The 19,844-nt window shown below is 46.8% G+C and carries 13 protein-coding genes; all 13 read right to left on the bottom strand.

The annotated features are described in order from the left end of the window. Positions 1 to 13: 13 nt before the first annotated feature. A complete protein-coding gene (locus tag BLS49_RS12850; RefSeq protein ID WP_091230835.1) occupies positions 14 to 2,758 on the bottom strand; it encodes an alpha-mannosidase in 2,745 nt (914 codons plus the stop codon). Between the two features lie 59 nt (positions 2,759 to 2,817). Beyond that, positions 2,818 to 3,795 carry a phosphotransferase family protein gene (locus tag BLS49_RS12845; RefSeq protein WP_091230833.1) on the bottom strand — a complete coding sequence of 326 codons (978 nt, stop codon included), beginning with the start codon at positions 3,793 to 3,795 and terminating at the stop codon, positions 2,818 to 2,820. A 42-nt stretch (positions 3,796 to 3,837) separates the two neighbouring features. Continuing rightward, entirely contained in the window at positions 3,838 to 4,830 is a 993-nt protein-coding gene (locus BLS49_RS12840) for a glycoside hydrolase family 130 protein (protein WP_091230830.1), read from the bottom strand. A 48-nt stretch (positions 4,831 to 4,878) separates the two neighbouring features. Beyond that, the gene (locus tag BLS49_RS12835) at positions 4,879 to 6,198 is read right to left on the bottom strand and encodes a glycoside hydrolase family 125 protein (protein WP_091230828.1); all 1,320 of its coding nucleotides are present in this window, start codon (positions 6,196 to 6,198) and stop codon (positions 4,879 to 4,881) included. A gap of 29 nt (positions 6,199 to 6,227) precedes the next feature. After that, positions 6,228 to 9,374: an alpha-mannosidase gene (locus BLS49_RS12830; protein ID WP_091230824.1), complete on the bottom strand. Its 3,147-nt coding sequence runs from the start codon at positions 9,372 to 9,374 to the stop codon at positions 6,228 to 6,230. Between the two features lie 3 nt (positions 9,375 to 9,377). Further along, positions 9,378 to 11,675 carry a glycoside hydrolase family 3 N-terminal domain-containing protein gene (locus BLS49_RS12825; RefSeq protein WP_091230821.1) on the bottom strand — a complete coding sequence of 766 codons (2,298 nt, stop codon included), beginning with the start codon at positions 11,673 to 11,675 and terminating at the stop codon, positions 9,378 to 9,380. A gap of 52 nt (positions 11,676 to 11,727) precedes the next feature. Continuing rightward, complete coding sequence (locus BLS49_RS12820; RefSeq protein WP_091230818.1) at positions 11,728 to 12,642, bottom strand: carbohydrate ABC transporter permease; 915 nt, start codon at positions 12,640 to 12,642, stop codon at positions 11,728 to 11,730. Between the two features lie 23 nt (positions 12,643 to 12,665). Beyond that, the gene (locus BLS49_RS12815; RefSeq protein WP_091230815.1) at positions 12,666 to 13,604 is read right to left on the bottom strand and encodes an ABC transporter permease; all 939 of its coding nucleotides are present in this window, start codon (positions 13,602 to 13,604) and stop codon (positions 12,666 to 12,668) included. Between the two features lie 94 nt (positions 13,605 to 13,698). Next, the gene (locus BLS49_RS12810; protein ID WP_091230812.1) at positions 13,699 to 15,204 is read right to left on the bottom strand and encodes an ABC transporter substrate-binding protein; all 1,506 of its coding nucleotides are present in this window, start codon (positions 15,202 to 15,204) and stop codon (positions 13,699 to 13,701) included. 134 nt (positions 15,205 to 15,338) lie between these two features. Next, complete coding sequence (locus BLS49_RS12805) at positions 15,339 to 16,862, bottom strand: response regulator transcription factor (RefSeq protein WP_091230808.1); 1,524 nt, start codon at positions 16,860 to 16,862, stop codon at positions 15,339 to 15,341. Beyond that, positions 16,855 to 18,681, bottom strand: coding sequence for a sensor histidine kinase (locus BLS49_RS12800; RefSeq protein WP_091230806.1), 1,827 nt, complete (start codon positions 18,679 to 18,681; stop codon positions 16,855 to 16,857). The genes BLS49_RS12805 and BLS49_RS12800 overlap by 8 nt, the downstream gene beginning before the upstream one ends. Before the next feature lie 185 nt (positions 18,682 to 18,866). Then, complete coding sequence (phoU, locus tag BLS49_RS12795; protein ID WP_091230803.1) at positions 18,867 to 19,526, bottom strand: phosphate signaling complex protein PhoU; 660 nt, start codon at positions 19,524 to 19,526, stop codon at positions 18,867 to 18,869. A 21-nt stretch (positions 19,527 to 19,547) separates the two neighbouring features. Further along, a partial coding sequence (locus BLS49_RS12790; RefSeq protein ID WP_425432147.1) for a phosphate ABC transporter ATP-binding protein occupies positions 19,548 to 19,844 on the bottom strand: 297 nt, incomplete at its 5' end.

Genomic DNA, 19,844 nt, shown 5'->3' with positions numbered 1-19,844 from the left:
GCTTCACCCCCGTTCATGGCAATATCGGCTTCATTCCGATCGTGACGATCTCGCATGGACCAACCGCTACATTCAATTCACCAACCGCAGTTCTCGCGATCGGCGGTGCTAGTTCCTCCATGATAGTAGTCTTGTACATGCTCTCGACAGAAATTTTTGTGCTAAAGATAAGCTGAGTGTTACTTCCGCTCATATTGAACCAGCGAAGCAGCAAATTATCGGTATCCTCATTCATCTTCATTGAGGAGAAGGCAAGCTCCGCGCTTTCCCAGCGCAGAGGAGTGTAAATAGGAGCAATCTGACCGGAATGTACTCCGGTCTGACACACTGTCCATGGAATCTGGAATTGATAAGCCTCGGTATAAGCTTCAAATGCCCCGTTTGCCTCATCGTCTGCGCAATATGGAATCAGCTCCATCCGGAAGGTATGCTCACCCAGGCATTGCGCTTCCGGTGTAGGGAACAATCCCCAGTCGCCTAATTCCCCTACAGCTCGAAGCAGCGTAATCGCAATGGTGTTGCGCCCATCCCGAAGCACTTCGTATTCATTCAAGCCGAGATTCGCGATCGTCAGTCCTGAGTGAGCATCCTTAATGTCAACAAAAGCTTGCTGGTGCTGCGTATTGCTCGGATTTTCCCATTCAGATGCCGGAACGTTATCTCTTTCCGCGATTTCAAACATCGAATCTGCAAGATGTGTGGCAGCGTCCAGATCAGTCGGAAACAATGCTCTAAGTCTGTGATCCTTCGCCTGATTGTTAAGCTTCGTCTCTACAAAAACACCTTTTGCATCCGCTTCAAGCGTAATCACGGTACATATTCGAAGCGGTACGAGGCTGTCGCTGCGCTGCGCCTTACGCTCCGGATAATACACCAATTCCCGCTGCTCCTGATCCAGCTTTTCATCCCCGGAGACGGGAATTTCCAATTCGTGCACGATTTCTACAGATGCACGATAAGGCGTATCCTCCAACACGCGGATTTGCGCAGCCAACCCTTTTGTAGTTAGAGCTTCTTCTCCTTCAGGCTGTCTGTACATGTATTCATTGCCGATATCTCCCGTATCCTCATAAACCCCAAGATCACGATACGTTTGGCCTGTTTTTTTGTGAATTAGTGCAAAAGAGCCGTCCTCCGCAATCTCCACTTTAAGTGCCTCATTCTCCATCACACGCTGTCCCGTAAGTAGAGAAGCTGCCTCCTGTTGCTGCTCCTCACGGCGTACCCAAGCGTATGCACGCAGTCCCAGAGCCGGAACCTCCTTCGCTTGGAACGTAATCCGCACCCTGCGGCACATGTAAGGCTGACGGAACTTGTCCTCAGGCAAATCATAGCCAAACAGCAAGCCTAAATCTTCTACACTGCAAGGAACTGCGTTCCCCTGCTCGTCAACCAGAACCCGCCCTGATAAATCCGTCTCCTTCATCCGGCGCGAGGTTTCTTCAAGCGTAAAGCCTTCCCGCAAATACAGACGTGCTGCATCCAGCTCCACCGACAGCACCCCTGAGCGAGCCCATCCGGTAGTATTCATCGCAATCAACGGCAGCGGGTCCTCCCCATATTCGCAGAAGACAGAAGTATCTACCTTCTCAGCGATCACCTGCTTGCTCTCATCTATAATTGCTTCCGCTACATGACGGCTTTTATCAAAGCGGGTCACCATCTCCCGGTGCACTTCATCCACACTGCAGCCACAGATGCTGTCGTGCGGGTGGTTCTGCATCAAGGTCTTCCAGGCGTAAGTAAATAGATGATGAGGATAGGACTGCCCTAAAAGATGAGCAAACGAAGCCAGCGGCTCGGCTACTTTTTCAAGCAGCGCTTGTCCTTCCTGATTCATCTGCTTCAAATACACGCGAGCCGAGGCTGTGTTGACCAGGGTCCCCCAGCCGTCCGTCCGCTGACTGCGCAATTCGCCCTTCACCGAGGACAAATCGCGGTCCAGTGCCCCTTCCAGAGACTGTAAATACTCCGGCAGACTGGAGTGGATAAACTCCGTATCCGAGTACAATCTGGAAGCTGTCTCGATCGCCTCAGGCAGATCAAGCTGAATTGGCTGGTGGTCGCAGCCGTTCATAAAGAGGAGTTCTCCCGTGGCCGCATATTTTTCTGCATCCGCCAGCTTTTTGTCCCAAAACGTCTTAGCTTCAGCTTCGTCTACCGGCACCTCATTGCCATTGGAATACCAGTTAGCGAACAATATACCCAGCACTTTCGAGCCATCGGGACCTTCCCAGATCAGTTCGGAGAACGAAGACTCATAGCCTCCATCAGATACTGTATTGTTAAAGCCCGTCGGTTTTACACCGCGACCAAAAAAGGCATTGCTAATGCCGGACTGCTGCATCAACTGCGGAGTCTGTCCGACTAAGCCGAAGGTGTCCGGGAAGTATCCGATCTTGGCCGGCTCTCCGTACTGCTTGGCATCACGGTGACCGATCTGCATGTTGCGCACATTCGCCTCACCGCTTGTCAAAAAAGCATCCTGCAAAATATACCATGGGCCTATCAGAATTCTACCTTCGCGAATATGCTTCTCCAGCCGTTCCTTGTTCTCTGGACGGACCTGAAGATAATCCTCCAGAATAATCGTTTGACCATCCAAATAGAAGCTTCTGAAATCACTGCCCTTATCCAGCTTGTCCAGGAGAGAATCGACCAAAGCGACAAGCCTTACATGATGCTTCTCATAGGGTAAATACCATTCCCTGTCCCAATGCGTATGGGAGATGATATGGGCTCTTTTTTGTTTGTTCATATTGATCATTCCCTTCTAATTACAACTAATAATGATGTCCCATGTCTGGGAATCTTTTTTTACAATCGCTTCTCAATAGAACAAAGCATGTCCAGTGTACGCTGCTTGTTACTCTCAAATTGAGCATGATCACGATATTGGACATTCCAGATGTAAGTATCTATAAAAGTGAACAGCATACGATACGTGTCCATTTTCAATATTCGAACAGCATTCCTTTGAGATGACTCGTCTTTGGCTTCGTCTGAGAATGGAAGCCAAGGACTGGCAAATTCAAAATCGCTGTCCCCGAACAACGCTCTATCCGCATCAAGGATCGCTGTAACCTCGTAACGTTCTTCTTCCGGGCGGCGCTGAACAAGCACGTTGCCAGCCCACAAATCCCCGTGGAGCATACGAGGAGTCCTGATATCCCGGTAAAGCTCGGAGTTCTCCTCATATATCCGCAGAATTCGCTGTACTTCCTCTGGCTTGAATACTCCATAATTCAGACAGGAATCCCCCACCTCCGCAGCATGCGCGAGCAGAAATTCCTGCCATTTGTAATATCCTCTGCCTTGCAATAAATCAGCTATTCTGCCATATGCAGGGCCAGTAATGGAGTGCATCCTGGCCGTCAATTCTGCAACTTGCTTGTAGATACCCTTTTTGCTCTCCTCAGAAATAGACTCATCTGCCAAGGATATGCCGGGAATATAGTCAGTGATCATGAAATCCCGATCCAGATACTGCTTGGTGTTATCGCATACCAGAACATCCGGACAAGGAATATCCAGAGTGGAAAGCAGTTGATATGCCATTTCCTCCGCCTTCATTAGATGATGCTCAAAGGGCAGCAGGTGCTGGCGATTCACTGGACCTAATCTCAAAATTAATTTCCGCTGCAATAAAGGAAGCGTCAACTTGTAGGTAGTGTTGAAGAGTCCTCCCTTCAACAGCGTGCATTCCAACTCCTCCGCATGTCCAAAATACCTTTTAACTATGCTGCGGAGGGTCTCAAATGGCACTTCTTCAAACAAGATTGACGCTGTATTCATTTTATTTCCTCATTCCTGCTTCATTTACTTCGATTGATCAACTTACCCTTCCAAAGGGTACTTCTCCATATAATCGAGCAGTTCGTCAACAGTAGTAAATGCCAATCCCGTTACCGTATCCGCGCATCCATAATAAATAGCAATACGTCCGGTTGCAGCATCGGTCAAAGCCGCACACGGGAAAGTCACATTCGGTACATCTCCGACGCATTCATACAAGGTTTCAGGCCCCAAAATATAATTGCGTGACCGCGCTTTTACTTTCCAAGGCTGATCAATATCCAGAAGCGCACAGCCCATGCGATAGACAAAGCCGTTGCAAGTATTGATTACGCCATGGTAAATCAGCAGCCAGCCCTTGTCGGTTTCGATCGGAATCGGACCCGGTCCGATTTTTTTGGACTGCCATGCAGAGGCATCTCCATCGATCGTACCCATCACATAGCGGTGTTTCCCCCAGAAGGTGAGGTCAGGACTTTCGCTGTAAAATATGTCACCGAAAGGAGTATGGCCTGTATCGCTAGGACGGCTAACCATTGCATAATTGTCGCCAATCTTGCGCGGGAACAGCACTCCGTTTCGGTTATACGGCAAGAAGGCATTCTCAATTTGATGGAAAGTCTGAAAATCAAATGTATAAGCAAGTCCAATCGTTGGGCCATGATAGCCGTTGCACCATGAGATGTAATAACGATCTCCAATTTTGCAGACCCGCGGATCATAACGGTATTCCCGTTTAATGACTTCCTCATCTCCCTGGAATACGATGGGCTCGTGATTGATTTCCCAGTTCACACCATCCTTGCTGAAGCCGGCGAAAATGTCCATGCTGACGGATTTGGAGTCGCAGCGGAATACACCGGCGAACCCGTCTTCAAAAGGAATTACAGCCGAATTAAATATACTGTTGGAGCTTGGAATTGCGTCACGCTTAATAATCGGATTGTGTGAATATCTCCAAACGGGTGCATTATAGCCTTCAGGTTTATCCTGCCAGGGAATATGGTTCAGGTTTTCTCCAATAATTCTGCTCATTTTCAAATCTCCTTTTTACGACACTTATATTTTAAAGGTCAATACGACTTACAGAATGTCTTCCTTCATCGCACGGTAAACTAGCTGTGAAAACAGGCTGTTCGACCAAGCGAACCAGCTGCGGGTAAAGATCGTTGGATCGTCCGAATGGAAGCCTTCATGCATATAACCAGTGTCAGCATCCGTCGCTTCCAGTATCGCAATCATCTCCAGCTTCTCCTCGGCAGTCTGAGCCGTGATCCCCTGCATCGATAACGCCATATGCCAAATGTAATCCTTCGGTGTATGCGGGCTGCCTATTCCTTTGGCTGCTTTCCCTTCAAAGTAGAACGGATTTTCCTTGCTAAGCGCAAAACGCCGCGTATTTTGGTAAATCGGATCGTCAGCAGTGACATAGCCTAGATAAGGAATCGACATCAATCCTGGAGTCCCAGCATCATCCATCAGACAATAGTTGCCAAACCCGTCCGTCTCGTAAGCATAAATGGGTCCAAATTCAGGATGACGGTAAATGCCATACAGCTTGATCCCGTAGTCTATTTCAAGCTCCAGTGTCTGAAGCTGTGCCAGAAAACCCATGTCACGGAATACCCATTCCGCGAATTCCTGCATTTGGCGAAGCGCCACGACCGCAAACATATTACCCGGAATGTTGTAATGGAAATCACAGGCATCGTCGCTGGAACGGAAGCCTGACCAGATCATTCCGGTGTAATTGACCGGCATGCCCATTCCGGCATTTCGCAGCGAATCCTCAATGATGCCATTATTGCGTGTAAACCGATATGGCGACTGTTCAAAATGCCGCTGCTCGGTACGGAACACATCATAAATTTTCCGCATGGCGGATTTAAATCCGGCGTCAAAAATATCAGCACGCCCGGTTTCTTTCCAGTACGTGTATGCGAGCCGGACTACAAAGCAAAGGGAATCGATTTCGAATTTCCGTTCCCATACCCATGGCGACATGTCTGTCTCATCCGTCGTATTCCAGTGCCAATCGTTGGCCGATTCATTGAATGCATTGGCATACGGGTCAATGTGGATGTATTGGATATGACGCTTGATCAGTCCGGAAATAATCCGCTGCAAATCCGCGTCTTCTTTCGCTATAGGCACGTAGTGGATCACCTGCTCTACCGAATCCCGCAGCCAGGAGGCCGGAATATCTCCTGTAATGACAAAGGTCGTTCCGTCCTCCATTAGCTTGGTCGTCGTCTCCAGCGTATTGGGAAAGCAGTTTTTGAACTGCTTCAGCAGCTTTGGACGATGTGCAAGCTTCTCATCCGCTTCCCGCAGCACATCCTGCACCGCATTCGGCAATTCCAGCTTCGGCATGTTTATTTTCGGGAGTCTAAATTGTTCCAAAGCTTCTCGCTCCTTTATCGTGAGTTAGATTAGTAGTTGATTCTGATCGTCTTAATTTCATATGGTGCAAAATCAAGCTCAAACTGACCTTCATTATGCGGGAGCTGCTCAAATTCCTTTTCAAGAGCATTGGAAATATATATGCTTTGAACCTGCTCCGGCCATTCCAAAGCAACTTTTTCCCGTCCCCCTGCGGACTCATAAAGGCGAAGAATAACTCCGCTGCCTTCCTCGGCAGGCTTGACTGTGTCCAGCATGACATGCTGCCCGTTGAAGCCAAGTAAGCTTCCTTCGTTCGGCAGAGAGCCGACAGCAGCTTCAGTCTGTCCTGCACATCCAATGACAGGAGCCTCGTGATTCAGCTCGGCTGCTTTTCTGACAATATGTGCTTCCTGCCAGCTTCCGGCATGCGGATACAAGGAATAGATAAATTCGTGAGCTCCCAAATCTGCGGTTTTATCCGGCCATTTAGGCGCGCGCAGCAGCGATAGTCGTATGGTGCTTCCTTGCACGTCATAACCGTATTTGCAATCATTCAACAGGCTGACACCGTAACCGTGCTCGGACACATCTACAAAGCGATGACCGCAAACCTCATATTGTGCCTGCTCCCAGCTCGTATTGCGATGAGTCGGCCGCTCCAGTGCGCCATACGGTATCTCATAGGTTGCCTTATCGGCAACTACATCTATAGGGAATCCTACCTTAAGCAGCTTATGTGCTTCATTCCAGTTCACTCTTGTTTTGAAATCAATTCTTCGATCATGGTGATACAGAATGATATCCTGCTCGATATCCGACTGGCTCAAACTCCAACGAAAACGCAGAACATCCATGACATCGCCCTGAAGAAGCACCGTACGCTCCACAAGCTTCGCTTCTCCAGCCGGCTGCTCCTCGTATCTGCTGTCAATATCCCATGCATCCCAAAGGATAGGACGGTCATGGAAGAAGTGGAATCTGTTCGCCGCTTCGCCAGGCTGGACTATTTCCCGGTTCACTGCTTTATCCAGCAGGCTGATGATCTCGCCTTTCTCGTTAAATCGGATAGAGTAATACTCTGTCTCCCATACGTCACCATTCCACTGCCCGGTTCCGCAGGATGAGTTGACCTCACCGCTAGTAGGCGCAACAGATGCTTCGTCATCCCTGAACCAGATCGTTTTGTAACCAAAGGCCGGAACGTTCGGCACTCGAATCCATACATGGTCCGAATTTTCGTGTCCAGCTCCTGCAATTAAATCAGCTTCCAAGCGATTGCCTTCCGAATCGTATACCTTGGTGCCACGGCGGTTGAAGCCGGAATCGTTAATTGAAACGACGACGTCCCTGGACCAGCCCAGACTGTTGTACACAACGTACGGCGTTCCTTCGCCCGTCATCGTTATTCGTTCGCTTAGCGTTGTCAGTCCTGTCATTAGGCTGGCGTTACCGAAGCTGAAAATATCCTTGTATTCTTTTTCCGAAGTTTCGTAGGCTTCTGTAATGGCTGAGCCCGGGATGATGTCATGGAATTGATTCAACAGGATCAGCTTCCAGCCATCATGCAGCGATTGCAGGCTGTCCCGCCGTTTTTCTTCTTTCATGAAGCTAGCGGCGAGCGTGTTCCACAATTCAGCCTCACGATACATAATCTCTGCTTTTCGATTGTTCCGTTTATTGCGACCATGGGTTGTATACGTTCCCCGGTGCAGCTCCAGATACAAATCGCCTCTCCATTCAGGAATTTGAGGTCTATGCCCGGCAATACCGTCAAAAAATTGCGCTGCCGTGCTGTAAACACTGGACGGTTGACCAACCATTAGCTCCGAACGATCGATATATTCGAGCATCTCGCGAGTTACGCCGCCGCCTCCATCACCATGTCCGTACAGCAGCATCTGCTCGGGATGACTCGCTTTTTCCCGGAAAGACTGCCAATGATCATGGATGTCTTTCGGAAGTGTATTTTCGTTTACCCCGTGATTCAAATAAGAGAGCATTGGTGTTCCGTCGATCCCGACCCAATGGAACAAATCGTAAGGAAATACATTGGTATCGTTCCAGCCCAGCTTGGTCGTCATAAAAAACCGAATACCACCATGCTTCAAAATTTGCGGCAAAGAAGCGCAATAACCAAACGTATCCGGGAGCCATTCAATATCAGAGGTTTTCCCGAATTCTTGCCGGTAAAAGGACTGACCGTACAGCATTTGCCGCATCAGCGACTCCCCATTAGGCAGGTTCAGATCCGGTTCGATCCACATGCCTCCAACCAGCTCCCAGCGACCCTCGGAAATTCTGGCCTTTACCCGCTCATACAGCTCGGGATCGTTATTCTTAAGATATTCAAACAGCAGCGGCTGACTTTGTGCATATTTGAAATCCGGGTATTCCGACATCAATGCATCAACGGTTGAGAACGTACGACTCGTCTTGCGGACGGTCTCTCGTGCCGGCCACAGCCAAGCAATATCGATGTGCGACTGGCCAACCATGTGCATGATTCCTTCGGCATTTCCTCCGATCTCCTGCACACGCTGCATCAACCGTTCCTCAATCGCCGAAGCAGAAACACCTTCCCGAACCTCTGTCTTGCTCAGTCCGACAAATTCATCCATAGCCCGGTACAACGCCTCAATCAAGCGAGTTCTGCGAAAATCCTGCTCAGGCAGCAATACCACCGAGTCGCGAATGATTGTCGCGGTATACATCAAGCTCTGAACAGGCCGATTAACTAGCACCAGCTTGCATTGAACCGCAGTGATCGGCGGCTGAATAACAGCCTGCTGATTTAATGGATCAACTGGTTCCGGTACAGGATCGAACAGCTCGATCTCAAGCTCCAGCGGAGCGCTCTTTTCCTCACGCAGTGTCACAAAGGTATGGTTGCGGTCTAGACCTTGGTACGATTTACCATTAACTCTGAGCAAGCCTTCTCCACCTGATTTGAAAATCAGTCCTACATGACCTTCCTGCCAGGAAGAAGGAACAGACAATTGCGTACGGAAAAAGTAGGTCGTGCCTTGTGTGCTTGGAAACCGTTCAAAGTTCAGTCCCTCCGAATAAGGAGCTACATTCTCATACTCTCCCGGCAGCTTGTACGTTGCCGAAGTGATCTCCCAGCTTCGCACCTCTTGTTCCTCCAGCCATGAGGCTTCCAACAGTTCGCGAATAAAACGCTGCATTCGTTCCATACTCTACTCCTTTCGCACCTGCAATGCGGCGCTTAAAGTATCATTTACATGTCTGCCGATGCATACCTGAAATTCTCCAGGCTCCACAACGGTTTTCATATCCCGACCGATATATTGAAGCTCCTCCGCACCGATCGTAAATTTCACGGTTTGAGTTTCACCCGGCTCCAAATAAATTTTGCGGAACCCTTTCAATTCCTTGGCCGGACGTGTTACAGTGCTGACCTTATCGGAGATATAAAGCTGCACGACCTCCGCACCTGCCCGTTTGCCGACGTTAGTTACTTCAACAGCGGCTACAGTGCTTCCGTTAACAGCGAGCTCCTGTGATTCAAGCTTGAGGTTGGAATAAGCAAATTCCGTATAGCTGAGTCCAAATCCGAACGGATAGCGTGGCTGGGAATTATCCTCCAGATATCGCTTCCCGCGAGAGCGTTTGCCGTTATAATACACAGGCAATTGGCCGACATGCTTTGGAATGGACACCGTCAAACGTCCGGATGGATTGACATCACCGAACAAAATGTCAGCTACCGCATGGCCGCCCTCCTGACCCGGATACCATGCTTCCACAATGGCGTCCGCATGCTCATCGATCCATGGCTCGACAATAGGACGACCGTTAATATATACAACTACAAGCTGTTTTCCCAGCTTGCTGATTTCCTGCAGCAATTCAAGCTGTACACCGGACAGGCTCAATGACATTCGATCGATGCCTTCGCCACAGTCCATATCACTCCACGAATGTCCGGTTACCTTTGAGGCTCCTGTCTTTAAGTCAATGCTGCCTTCGCCGAAATCACGCGCACTGGAGCCTCCAACTACCATCACGATGGTATCGGCCTTCTCCGCTGTGGAAAGGGCGAGCTCAAATCCCTCGCGCGATTCCCCTCTGATTCTGCAGCCCGGCGCATACAGAACACGCCCGCTGTCGTCTTTCAGCTTTTCACGAATGCCGTCCAGCACCGTCACCACCGTGCCTGGCGGCTGCGGAGACGTGTAATCGCCCAACTGATTGTAGCCCGCGTCTGCGTTAGGTCCAATTACAGCAATGGTTCCTGTAGCATCGGACAACGGGAGCAGTCCTCCTTCGTTCTTCAACAAAACGATGCCTTCGCCTGCGATTTTACGAGCTAATGATATATGCTCCTTGCTGGCGATAATCTCTTCGGCACGATCCGGATCGCCATAAGGTGACTCGAATAATCCGAGCTTGAACTTCAAGGCAAGCACCCTGCGTACTGCCGCATCCAGAACCTCAGCATTCAATCGATTGGATTGCAAGGCCATCAGCAAATAATTACCGAACATTTCACCTGACATTTCCATGTCGATTCCTGCCTCAATGGCTTGCACGGCAGCATCCAGTCCATCCTCAGCCACATCATGGCCTGATGCCAGCATGTCGATTGCGCCACAATCTGTTATGATCATGCCGTCAAAGCCCCAATCATCGCGGAGGATATCCTGCAGCAACTCCTTGTTGGTCGTGCATGGAACGCCATCAATCTCGTTATAAGCCGGCATGATCGATTGCGCCCCTGCCTGAACCGCCTTTTTGAACGGCAGCATATCCACCTCAAGCAGCTCGCGTCGGCCCATATGTGCTGGACCTGCATTTCTTCCGCCTTCAGAGCTTCCGTAGGCTACAAAATGCTTCAATGTCGCAACAACGCTGTCCGGACTGTCCAAGGAATCGCCCTGCAGACCCTCAACAGAGGCTACCGCCATTTCGCTGATCAAGTAAGGATCTTCTCCAAAGCACTCCTCCGTCCGTCCCCAGCGAGGATCGCGAACGACGTCCAGAACGGGTGAATACGTTGCTGCACCACCCTGGCTTCTTGTTTCTTTGGCTACGGCCCGGCACATTTCCCGATACAGATCCACATTCCATGTGCTGCCAAGGGTTAATGGAACCGGAAATACAGTTGCCCCGATGGCCATATGTCCATGAGAGCATTCCTCTCCGATCAGGATCGGGATGCCCAGTCGGGAATTTTCGATGGCATATCTTTGAATTTCATTGACGGCCTCCGCTCCCTGTCTCGGTGACAGCCCCTTCTCCAGGGTAACTCCTGTCCACGGGTCGGCGCGCAATGCGCCGTACAGGGACCCGACGCCCGTGCTTTCTATTTGCTTTTTAAAGGAATCTGTAAGCTCAATCTTTCCGTCTATATGTGTATAGGCCTGCCAGCCAAAAGGCTGCACCAGCTGGCCGACCTTTTCTTCCATTGTCATAAGCCCAAGCAAATGCTCGACTCTTTCATTAATTGGTCTGGTATGGTCCTTATAGATCATGGTATCTGCTCTCTCCTTCGCAATGATCTTTTTAGAGGTTATTTTTCATTATCTATTCTTTAACTGCCCCTACAGTAAGACCTTGAATGAAATAACGTTGGAAAAACGGATAAGCAAAAATAATCGGTCCTGTTGCAAGCACAACCATCGCCATCCGCGAAGTATCCTGCGGCATAGAACGGAGCGCCTCCAGACTTAGCGAGCTGTTTTGCGAGTTTTGCAAAATGAACTGCATGCTTGTCTCGATCCGCATCAGCATGGATTGCAGCGGTACAAGATTCGGACTATCGATGTACAACAGAGCATTAAACCAGTCGTTCCAGTAGCCTAGAGTACTGAACAAGGCAATGGTTGCGAGCCCTGGAAGGGATAGCGGGAGCACCAGCTTGAGGAAAATTCTGAACTCTCCGGCACCGTCGATTTTCCCTGATTCGACAATTGCATCCGGTACACTGCTCGTATAAAACGTCCGTAAAATCATAATGTAAAATGCGTTAACCGCCATTGGCAAAATCAGAGCCCACACGCTATCCTTCAGCCCCAATAACTGCGTTACGACAATATACGTCGGGACAAGTCCACCATTAAACAGCATGGTAAAAAAGGCGAAAAAGGAAAAGAAATTACGATATCTGAAGCTTTTTCGCGAAACTGCATAGGCATAAAGAGAAATGATCAGAAGGCTGACTATAGTACCTACTATGGTGACAAAGATCGTTACTCCATAAGATTGAAGCAAGGTGTCGGCCGTTTCGAACACGTAACGATAGGCTGCCAGGCTCCATTTTTCAGGGATTAACCGATAGCCGTTCCGGGCCAGAACTGATTCATCTGTGAAGGAAATGATCACGACAAACAAGAATGGAAATACACAGAGAAAGGCAAATAACCCAGCTATTGAATTGAATATGATATTCCATACTTTTGACAGTTGATGAAAATCACGTTGCTTAGTTCTCCGAGACATATAAACTCACTCCTTCCATTGGATTAGAATAATGCGCTGTCCTTGTCATATTTTCTTACAATATAGTTCGATGTAATGACCAGGATAAAGCCTACGACTGATTGATATAGACCTGCGGCAGTACTCATTCCAATTTCACCGGTCGATTTGAGCCCACGATATACATAGGTATCGATTACGTTAGTCACGGAATACAATGTGCCTGAATCTCTAGGAACCTGGTAGAACAATCCGAAATCCGCGTAAAATATTTTGCCGATCGCCAGCAGCGTCATGATTGTAATTATTGGTTTAAGCAGCGGAATTGTAATGTTGCGAATTTGCTGAAATTTGCTCGCTCCGTCAATCATGGCGGCCTCATACAGCGATCTGTCTATCCCCATAATGGCAGCCAAATATACTACGCTGTTGTACCCTACTGCCTTCCACAAATAGACGAGTATCAAAATGTACGGCCAAAATTTAGGATTGTTATACCATTGAATCGTATCTACCCCGAAGCTTTGCAGTACTTGGTTGAGCAAACCACGCTCTGAGCTAAGGAAGCTGAATGTAAAATAGCCAACGATAACCCATGAGAGAAAATAAGGCATGAACATACCTGTTTGATATGTCTTCGCTAGCCGTTTATTGGATATCTCCGATAAAATGACTGCTAAAACAACGGAAAGGATCAAGCCTATGAAAATAAACGCGAGATTATAGAGAAGCGTATTGCGTGTAATTACATAAGCATCATTGGTGCTGAACAAAAACTTGAAGTTGTCCCAACCTACCCATTTACTGTTTACAATGCTGGCCCAGAAGCCGTCACGGCTGAATCGATATTCCTTGAACGCGATCACCGTACCGAACATCGGAAGGTATGAAAAGAACAGGAACCATAACGCACCGGGTAAAACCATAAACAGCATTACTTTACTTTTGTAGATATTCTGAAAAAATCCGCCGACCGCTTTCATGCGTATCCCTCCTGATCGTTATTCATTGCTGGCGAAAAGAAAAAGAATCGGGCTAAGCTTTTCACCCGCCCGATCCTAGTTCAATATGGCGAAATTATTCGCTTACTGTTGCTCTCCACTCATCGATTTGTCTTTGCGCCTCTGCAATAATTGCATCCAGTCCGGCAGCCTTGAATTTCTCATTAGCTTTTGGCAGATATTCCTCTGGATCAACTGTACCTGTCATCAAGGATGACCAGAACTCTTCTTTAACGTTTTGCACCGCAGCGATTTCATTTGTAATCTTGGATGTATCAAAGTTAAAGCCAAGAAGAGGAGAATTAATGCCTGAAGCATTGAATTTCTTAAATTCTTCCCATTTGTTTTCCGGGTCGCCTTCATTCAGATAGTTGATCATGATGTTACCAAGAGAGAACGTAGGCATATCGTAGTTCTTGCTGTCCGGAAGGTTCTTGACTACGTTGTCGCTAACTTTTTCATAGTGAACGCCTTCAATACCTGAGTCGATCATGTTGCGAAGAACTGGATCTGTATTGAGCAGGTTAAGGAATTCCATTGCTTTCTCAGGATACTTGGAGTTAGCGGAGATCGCTTGCATCGAGCCCATTACAGACCAGTTATATACGTACGGATCGCCTGCTGCTGTTGAAACTACAGGATATCCGTAGCTAGCTGACCACAGGTTGTCTGCAAATGGTTGTGTTGCAGCACGGTCCATAAACCATTTTCCTGATTTGTACAAATCGTCTACAGAAGTTGTAGTAGCTACTTCAGGTGATAGATAACCAGCTTGATAGTATTTACGAACCGTTTTCAAAGTGTCTACGATTTCCGGAGTTTCCAAAATGTTGACTACTTTGTAGTCTTTCGTATCCAAGTAAACAGCCATAGGCATTTTCTCAATTACATAGTCAAACGGCATGAGCGGCATAAAATCCTTAACCATAGCATAAGGCGTAATGTCAGGCTCGTTTTCCTTGATTGTCTTCAGCAATGGCTCAAGACTTTCCAGTGTAGTTGCGCTTGCCATATCCAGATTGTACTTGTCCAAAAGCTCCTTGTTGAAACGCCATACTTCTTGAGCTGGAAGCTCTTTGTTAGCAGGTATTGCATAGTTGTGTCCATCAACCTTGGAGCCTTTCAGGAATGCTGGATCAAGAGTTTCCTTGATGCCTTGTCCGTATTTATCCAGCAGATCATCTAATTCCATAAACGCGCCTTTACGAGCATTTTGCACGTAATCGAACGCCCATGAGCATGTGAACAAGATATCCATCGGCTCGCCGGAAGCGACCATTACCTGCATTTTTTGGCTGTAGTCACCAAAGTCAATCATTTTCATGTCGACTGTGGCATTAATTTTTTCCTTGGTGTACTTGTTAACTTCCTCCATGACTCGGGACAAGTCCTTTTGCGGTGCTCCGATCGTGTACCAGATCAGCTCCACCGGTTTTTCCGAGCTCTTCGTTGGTTCCGTGTTTTGCGTCTTGCCAGAATTCGCATTTTCTGCTTTGTTACCTCCACCGCAAGCACTTAATAGCAATGAAAACGCCATCAAAGATGCCAACAGTAAACAAATACTTTTCTTTGTCTTACTCATTGGTAAACCTCCCTTATGAAGTAGAAGCTCATGTAACTATCTTTACTTTATTTGATGTAAGCATTTTCAAAAAGAAGATAAACTAAATAAAACAGTGTTCAAAATAAAGAAAAGAGCCGGCTGTGGATATACCACTAGCCTAGCCCTTTGTATTCCTTAGGAGATACCCCGACATATTTTTTGAATTGCTTGTAAAAATACCCTGTCTCCCAATATCCTACGTTGCGGGCAATCTCATGTACCTTCTGATGTGTTGTCTTAAGAAGCTCCTTAGCTTTCTCAATTCGGTATCTGTTGATGTATTCTGTGAAGGACTCTCCAACTTCCTTATGAAAAAGCTGCCCAAGATATACGGGATGAATATTGTAGGTATTCCCCAGCGTTTTAAGCGATAAATCCTGATTGTATGCTACACGAATATAGGATAGCACCTGCTGAACGATCGGACTCTTGACATCGCCGTTTAACACGTCGATTGCCATTTCAGCCATTTTTTTCACGATAATGACCAGTTCTTCCATGGTCCCCGCTGACTTTATTTGGTCATACCCCTCTTTAATTAGACGAGGCTCCTCAGCATATCGAATCTTCTGCAATTGCATCTTGAAGCGTACGAGCCATTCCAAAGCCATATCCTGCAGGAACAGTGGTGTAACACCGGCTATTTCACCCATATAGGCAAATTGTTGATCAATAAGAGCAAACAGCTCCTCTCTATCTCTTGCCAGCAGCAGTCTTGTACTTTCATCCCAGTCAATTGCTGCCAGTTGGCTTGATGTAGCCGGGCTTTTGAGCTCATCAAATCTGATTGTGGTTTGCTCTGAATAGATCAAAAAATACTCCTGCGCCTTTTTTGCATTTTCATAGCTGAGATGAGCCCCATCCTCCAAGCTTTCGACACTACCCTCAGATAGCTGGACATCTAAATCACGCAGCTTCTCTGACAGCTCATCAATCAACTCGGCGGACTCCAGTCTGCCTTCGCCGGGATCATCAAAATTGAACAGCAGTATAATATCACCGTCAGTGTCTTGAAATGTAATAACAGTTGATAGTCTTTCAATACTATCTACACTTTGTTCAATTAAATCTAACAAATCCGAAGAAGCTGTTCTAACACGGCAAAGTGTAATCAGCACATACGGCTTATCGATCTGCAGGCCGAGCAAATCGATTCTTTCCCGAAACTCCCGCTCTTCGATTTGATTGCATACCCATCTATACATCACGTTATCTCGCAATATCCGGATGCTGTACTCGCTTAGGGCTTCGTCATTCCGGGAAGCATTGAGCTTCTCATGAACCGCATTCAAAGTCGCCTGAAATTCCTCAAGATTAATCGGCTTCAGTAAATAGTTCTCAATTCCTAAAGTCATGCCTTCCTTCAAATAAGCAAATTCATCGTAGCCGCTAAGCACAATGACCTTTAATTCCGGCTTGAGCTGGCGAATCTGACGAATCAGCTCCAGCCCGTTCATCTTCGGCATTGAAATATCGGTAATCAAAATGTCAGTTGGAGTCTCTGTCAACGCTTCCAATGCTGCACAGCCATTCTCTGCATAACCGACGATCTCCATCCCTAGCATAGACCAATCGACTATATCGTACAGCCCTTCGATAATAAACGGCTCATCGTCTACGATAAAAACCTTATACAATGATGTTTGCCTCCTCCTGTTCGGGAAATGAAACGATCACGGTCGTTCCCTCCCCCTCCTCACTATGCAGTTCGATGCCATAAGGGTTTCCATACAGTAGCTTTAATCTTTCATGAATGCTTCGCAGTCCAAACGACTCTGAATAGGTATCCGGATTACTCATATTTCGAGTTATTTCACTCAATCTTTCTGAGGAGATGCCGCGGCCGTTATCCTCAATTCTGGCTTGAACCATTCCCATATCCTTGCGAACGATTGAAATGAAAACCACATTATCAGTTCGTTCTGTACGGAGACCGTGAATAATATAATTTTCAATAATCGGCTGCAAGGACATCTTCATTACCGGAATAGACTCCAATACCTTATCACAGTTTATTTCATAGGAAAGTCTGTCTTTATAGCGTATTCTGAACAGCTCAAGATACAATCTGCACGCCTCAAGCTCATCCCTTAGCGTATAATTTTGTTTTTGCTGCACATAGCCTTTGAACAGCATGGATAAGCTGTAGATCATTTCCCCGACATCGTTTGCCCCCTGTGAAACCGCTCTCATACGTATCACTTCCAGCGTATTATACAAAAAATGGGGGTTTACTCTTGATTCCAATGCCGCTAGCTCGGCCTGCTTCTGCTTGATTTCAGCTTTATACACCTTATCGATATACAGGTTCAAATTGTCGAGCACGCTATTAAAGCTTTTGGAGATGAGACCTAACTCATCATCCTTGTTATCCTCAATACGAACCGTCAAATCACCATTCCTCACTTTTCTTGTAATTCGAACAATACCGTACGTACGTTTAGCAAAATTGCCGATAAACAAGGATGAAATGATGATGGCAAACAAGATGCAGATCGAACTAATCGTAATAATGGTATTGCGTAATCCTCGATACGTCTTGGCGAGCTCATCCTCAGGAACCGTGCTCAATACGGTAAACCCTCCATGACTCTGCGTTAGCTTTGTCACAATCAAATCCTGTCCGACGATCCCGTCATCATAGACAGAGTTGATCTCATTAAAATAGGGATATTTACTTCCGTAATAAATTCCCGCGCTGTCAAACATAACATCCCCATCGCTGGAAAGCACCACGATTTGCCCCTTCAGATTTTCTTCGAATTTTTCCAGGCTTTCATGTATTTTTTCGGTATCGAAATAGACGAGAAGCTGGCCCATGTTACGCAAAGATTGGTTATTATTCATCGGAACACGTACAGAATACACCGGAGTATCCGGCATGCCTATTGTTTTTCGAATCCAGATATTCGGAAGCGTTACATCAATACCTTCCTCCAGATACATCGCATCCGGTACAAAGGAGCGTGAAGCATTCGTGGATACGATTTTAAACTGCTTGATGCTGTTGTATACGTATAACTGCTGCATATCAGCACTATACAGCATCAAACTAACGATATCCTGGTCATCTTCGATCTGATTTCTGAAATACTGCACCGTATCCGTAGTAGAGCCTGTATCCGTAAAGAAGCGATCCAGCCGGTAATTCACGTAATCCTGGTAAGGATGCTCCATAAAGTAGGCCGTATTGGATGCTAATTCGCTATCCCGGTATACCTCCCTCATCATTCGCTGCACAGATTCATACTTGCCTCCAATGTAGTTGCTGACACTCTCCATCGCGCTCTTCTGTACATCCATCTGTCGATCTACTGCAGACTCCGACATAAACTTAAACATTAGGTATGAAAAAGAAATGATCGTCAGGATGGTTATCATAGAGAAAAACAGAATAATCTTCATGAATGAATTATTTTTAAAATACTTTTGGTATATTCCGACTCCTCTTATCATGCACACCCCCTCTCAACTACTCTGCAAAAAATTATATCACGCTGCAGCTAGATAAGTAGTTAGAATAAATTTGAAAAATAGTTGACATATTGTTACACAAATCGACAAATTAGAAACCAAAAAAGACGACCTCTCATTCAAAAAAATGAATTTAGAGTCGTCTTTTTATGTTAAGAAGTTAATTACTACTGGTTCAAATCAGGACGATGCCCTGTTACGAGGTACACGGCACTTTCGCCAATATTTGTTGCGTGGTCTGCAATCCGTTCAATATAGCGACCAACCAGCGTAAGGAGCATGGATTGATGCAAGGATTCTGGATGCTCAATCATATAAGTATATAGGTCGCGGATCATTTGACTGTACAGATGATCAACTTCATCATCATCCTTAGCCATCTTATATGCCAAATCGGTATTTTCGTCGAGGTAGGACTGCAAGGACTCTTTAACCATTAGAATAACCAAATCCGCCATTTTAGGAATATCAATCAGCGGCTTAATCAGTTTTTGTCCTTCCAGACGGGTTGTGACCTTGGCAATATCGATAGCGAGATCACCCATACGTTCCAGATCACTGGAAATTTTGAAGGCTACAATGATTCTTCGCAAATCCTTTGCAACCGGCTGCTGGGTCACGATTAATCGTGAACCGATCTCCATTACTTGTTCTTCCATCTGATTGAGCAGAATATCCCGCTCTACGATTTGTTTAGCTTGCCCAGAATCTAAAGCTTGAAGAGCAGAAATGGATTCCTTTAATGAGTTTTCCACATGCTCACCCATTTGTCTGAGCAGCTGGCGAAGTTCCTCTAAATTTTGGTCAAATTCTTTTCTTTGAATCATTACGTGAGCAGCCCCCTTCTGTTAGCCGAAACGACCGGAAATGTAATCTTCAGTACGAGCATCCTGCGGTGTAGAGAATAGCTTCTGAGTATCATCAGCCTCTACGATCTCACCATTTAGGAAAAAGACAGTCCGATCCGAAATACGGGCCGCCTGATGCATGTTATGCGTAACCATTACAATAGTATACCTATCTTTTAACTGCTGCACTAATTCCTCAATTTTTAAAGTCGAAATCGGGTCGAGTGCCGAAGTCGCTTCATCCATAAGCAGAATGTCAGGTTGAACCGCTATCGCTCTTGCAATACACAGACGCTG

The organism is Fontibacillus panacisegetis, assembly GCF_900102215.1.
Classification (GTDB): Bacteria; Bacillota; Bacilli; order Paenibacillales; family Paenibacillaceae; genus Fontibacillus; species Fontibacillus panacisegetis.
This window is presented reverse-complemented; position numbering and strand designations above follow the sequence as displayed.

Coding starts and splice junctions, on each gene's coding strand:
- BLS49_RS12825 (WP_091230821.1), bottom strand. CDS start 11,675: ATGATCTATAAGGACCATACCAGACCAATTAATGAAAGAGTCGAGCAT.
- BLS49_RS12820 (WP_091230818.1), bottom strand. CDS start 12,642: ATGTCTCGGAGAACTAAGCAACGTGATTTTCATCAACTGTCAAAAGTA.
- BLS49_RS12815 (WP_091230815.1), bottom strand. CDS start 13,604: ATGAAAGCGGTCGGCGGATTTTTTCAGAATATCTACAAAAGTAAAGTA.
- BLS49_RS12810 (WP_091230812.1), bottom strand. CDS start 15,204: ATGAGTAAGACAAAGAAAAGTATTTGTTTACTGTTGGCATCTTTGATG.
- BLS49_RS12850 (WP_091230835.1), bottom strand. CDS start 2,758: ATGAACAAACAAAAAAGAGCCCATATCATCTCCCATACGCATTGGGAC.
- BLS49_RS12845 (WP_091230833.1), bottom strand. CDS start 3,795: ATGAATACAGCGTCAATCTTGTTTGAAGAAGTGCCATTTGAGACCCTC.
- BLS49_RS12840 (WP_091230830.1), bottom strand. CDS start 4,830: ATGAGCAGAATTATTGGAGAAAACCTGAACCATATTCCCTGGCAGGAT.
- phoU (WP_091230803.1), bottom strand. CDS start 19,526: ATGATTCAAAGAAAAGAATTTGACCAAAATTTAGAGGAACTTCGCCAG.
- BLS49_RS12830 (WP_091230824.1), bottom strand. CDS start 9,374: ATGGAACGAATGCAGCGTTTTATTCGCGAACTGTTGGAAGCCTCATGG.
- BLS49_RS12800 (WP_091230806.1), bottom strand. CDS start 18,681: ATGATAAGAGGAGTCGGAATATACCAAAAGTATTTTAAAAATAATTCA.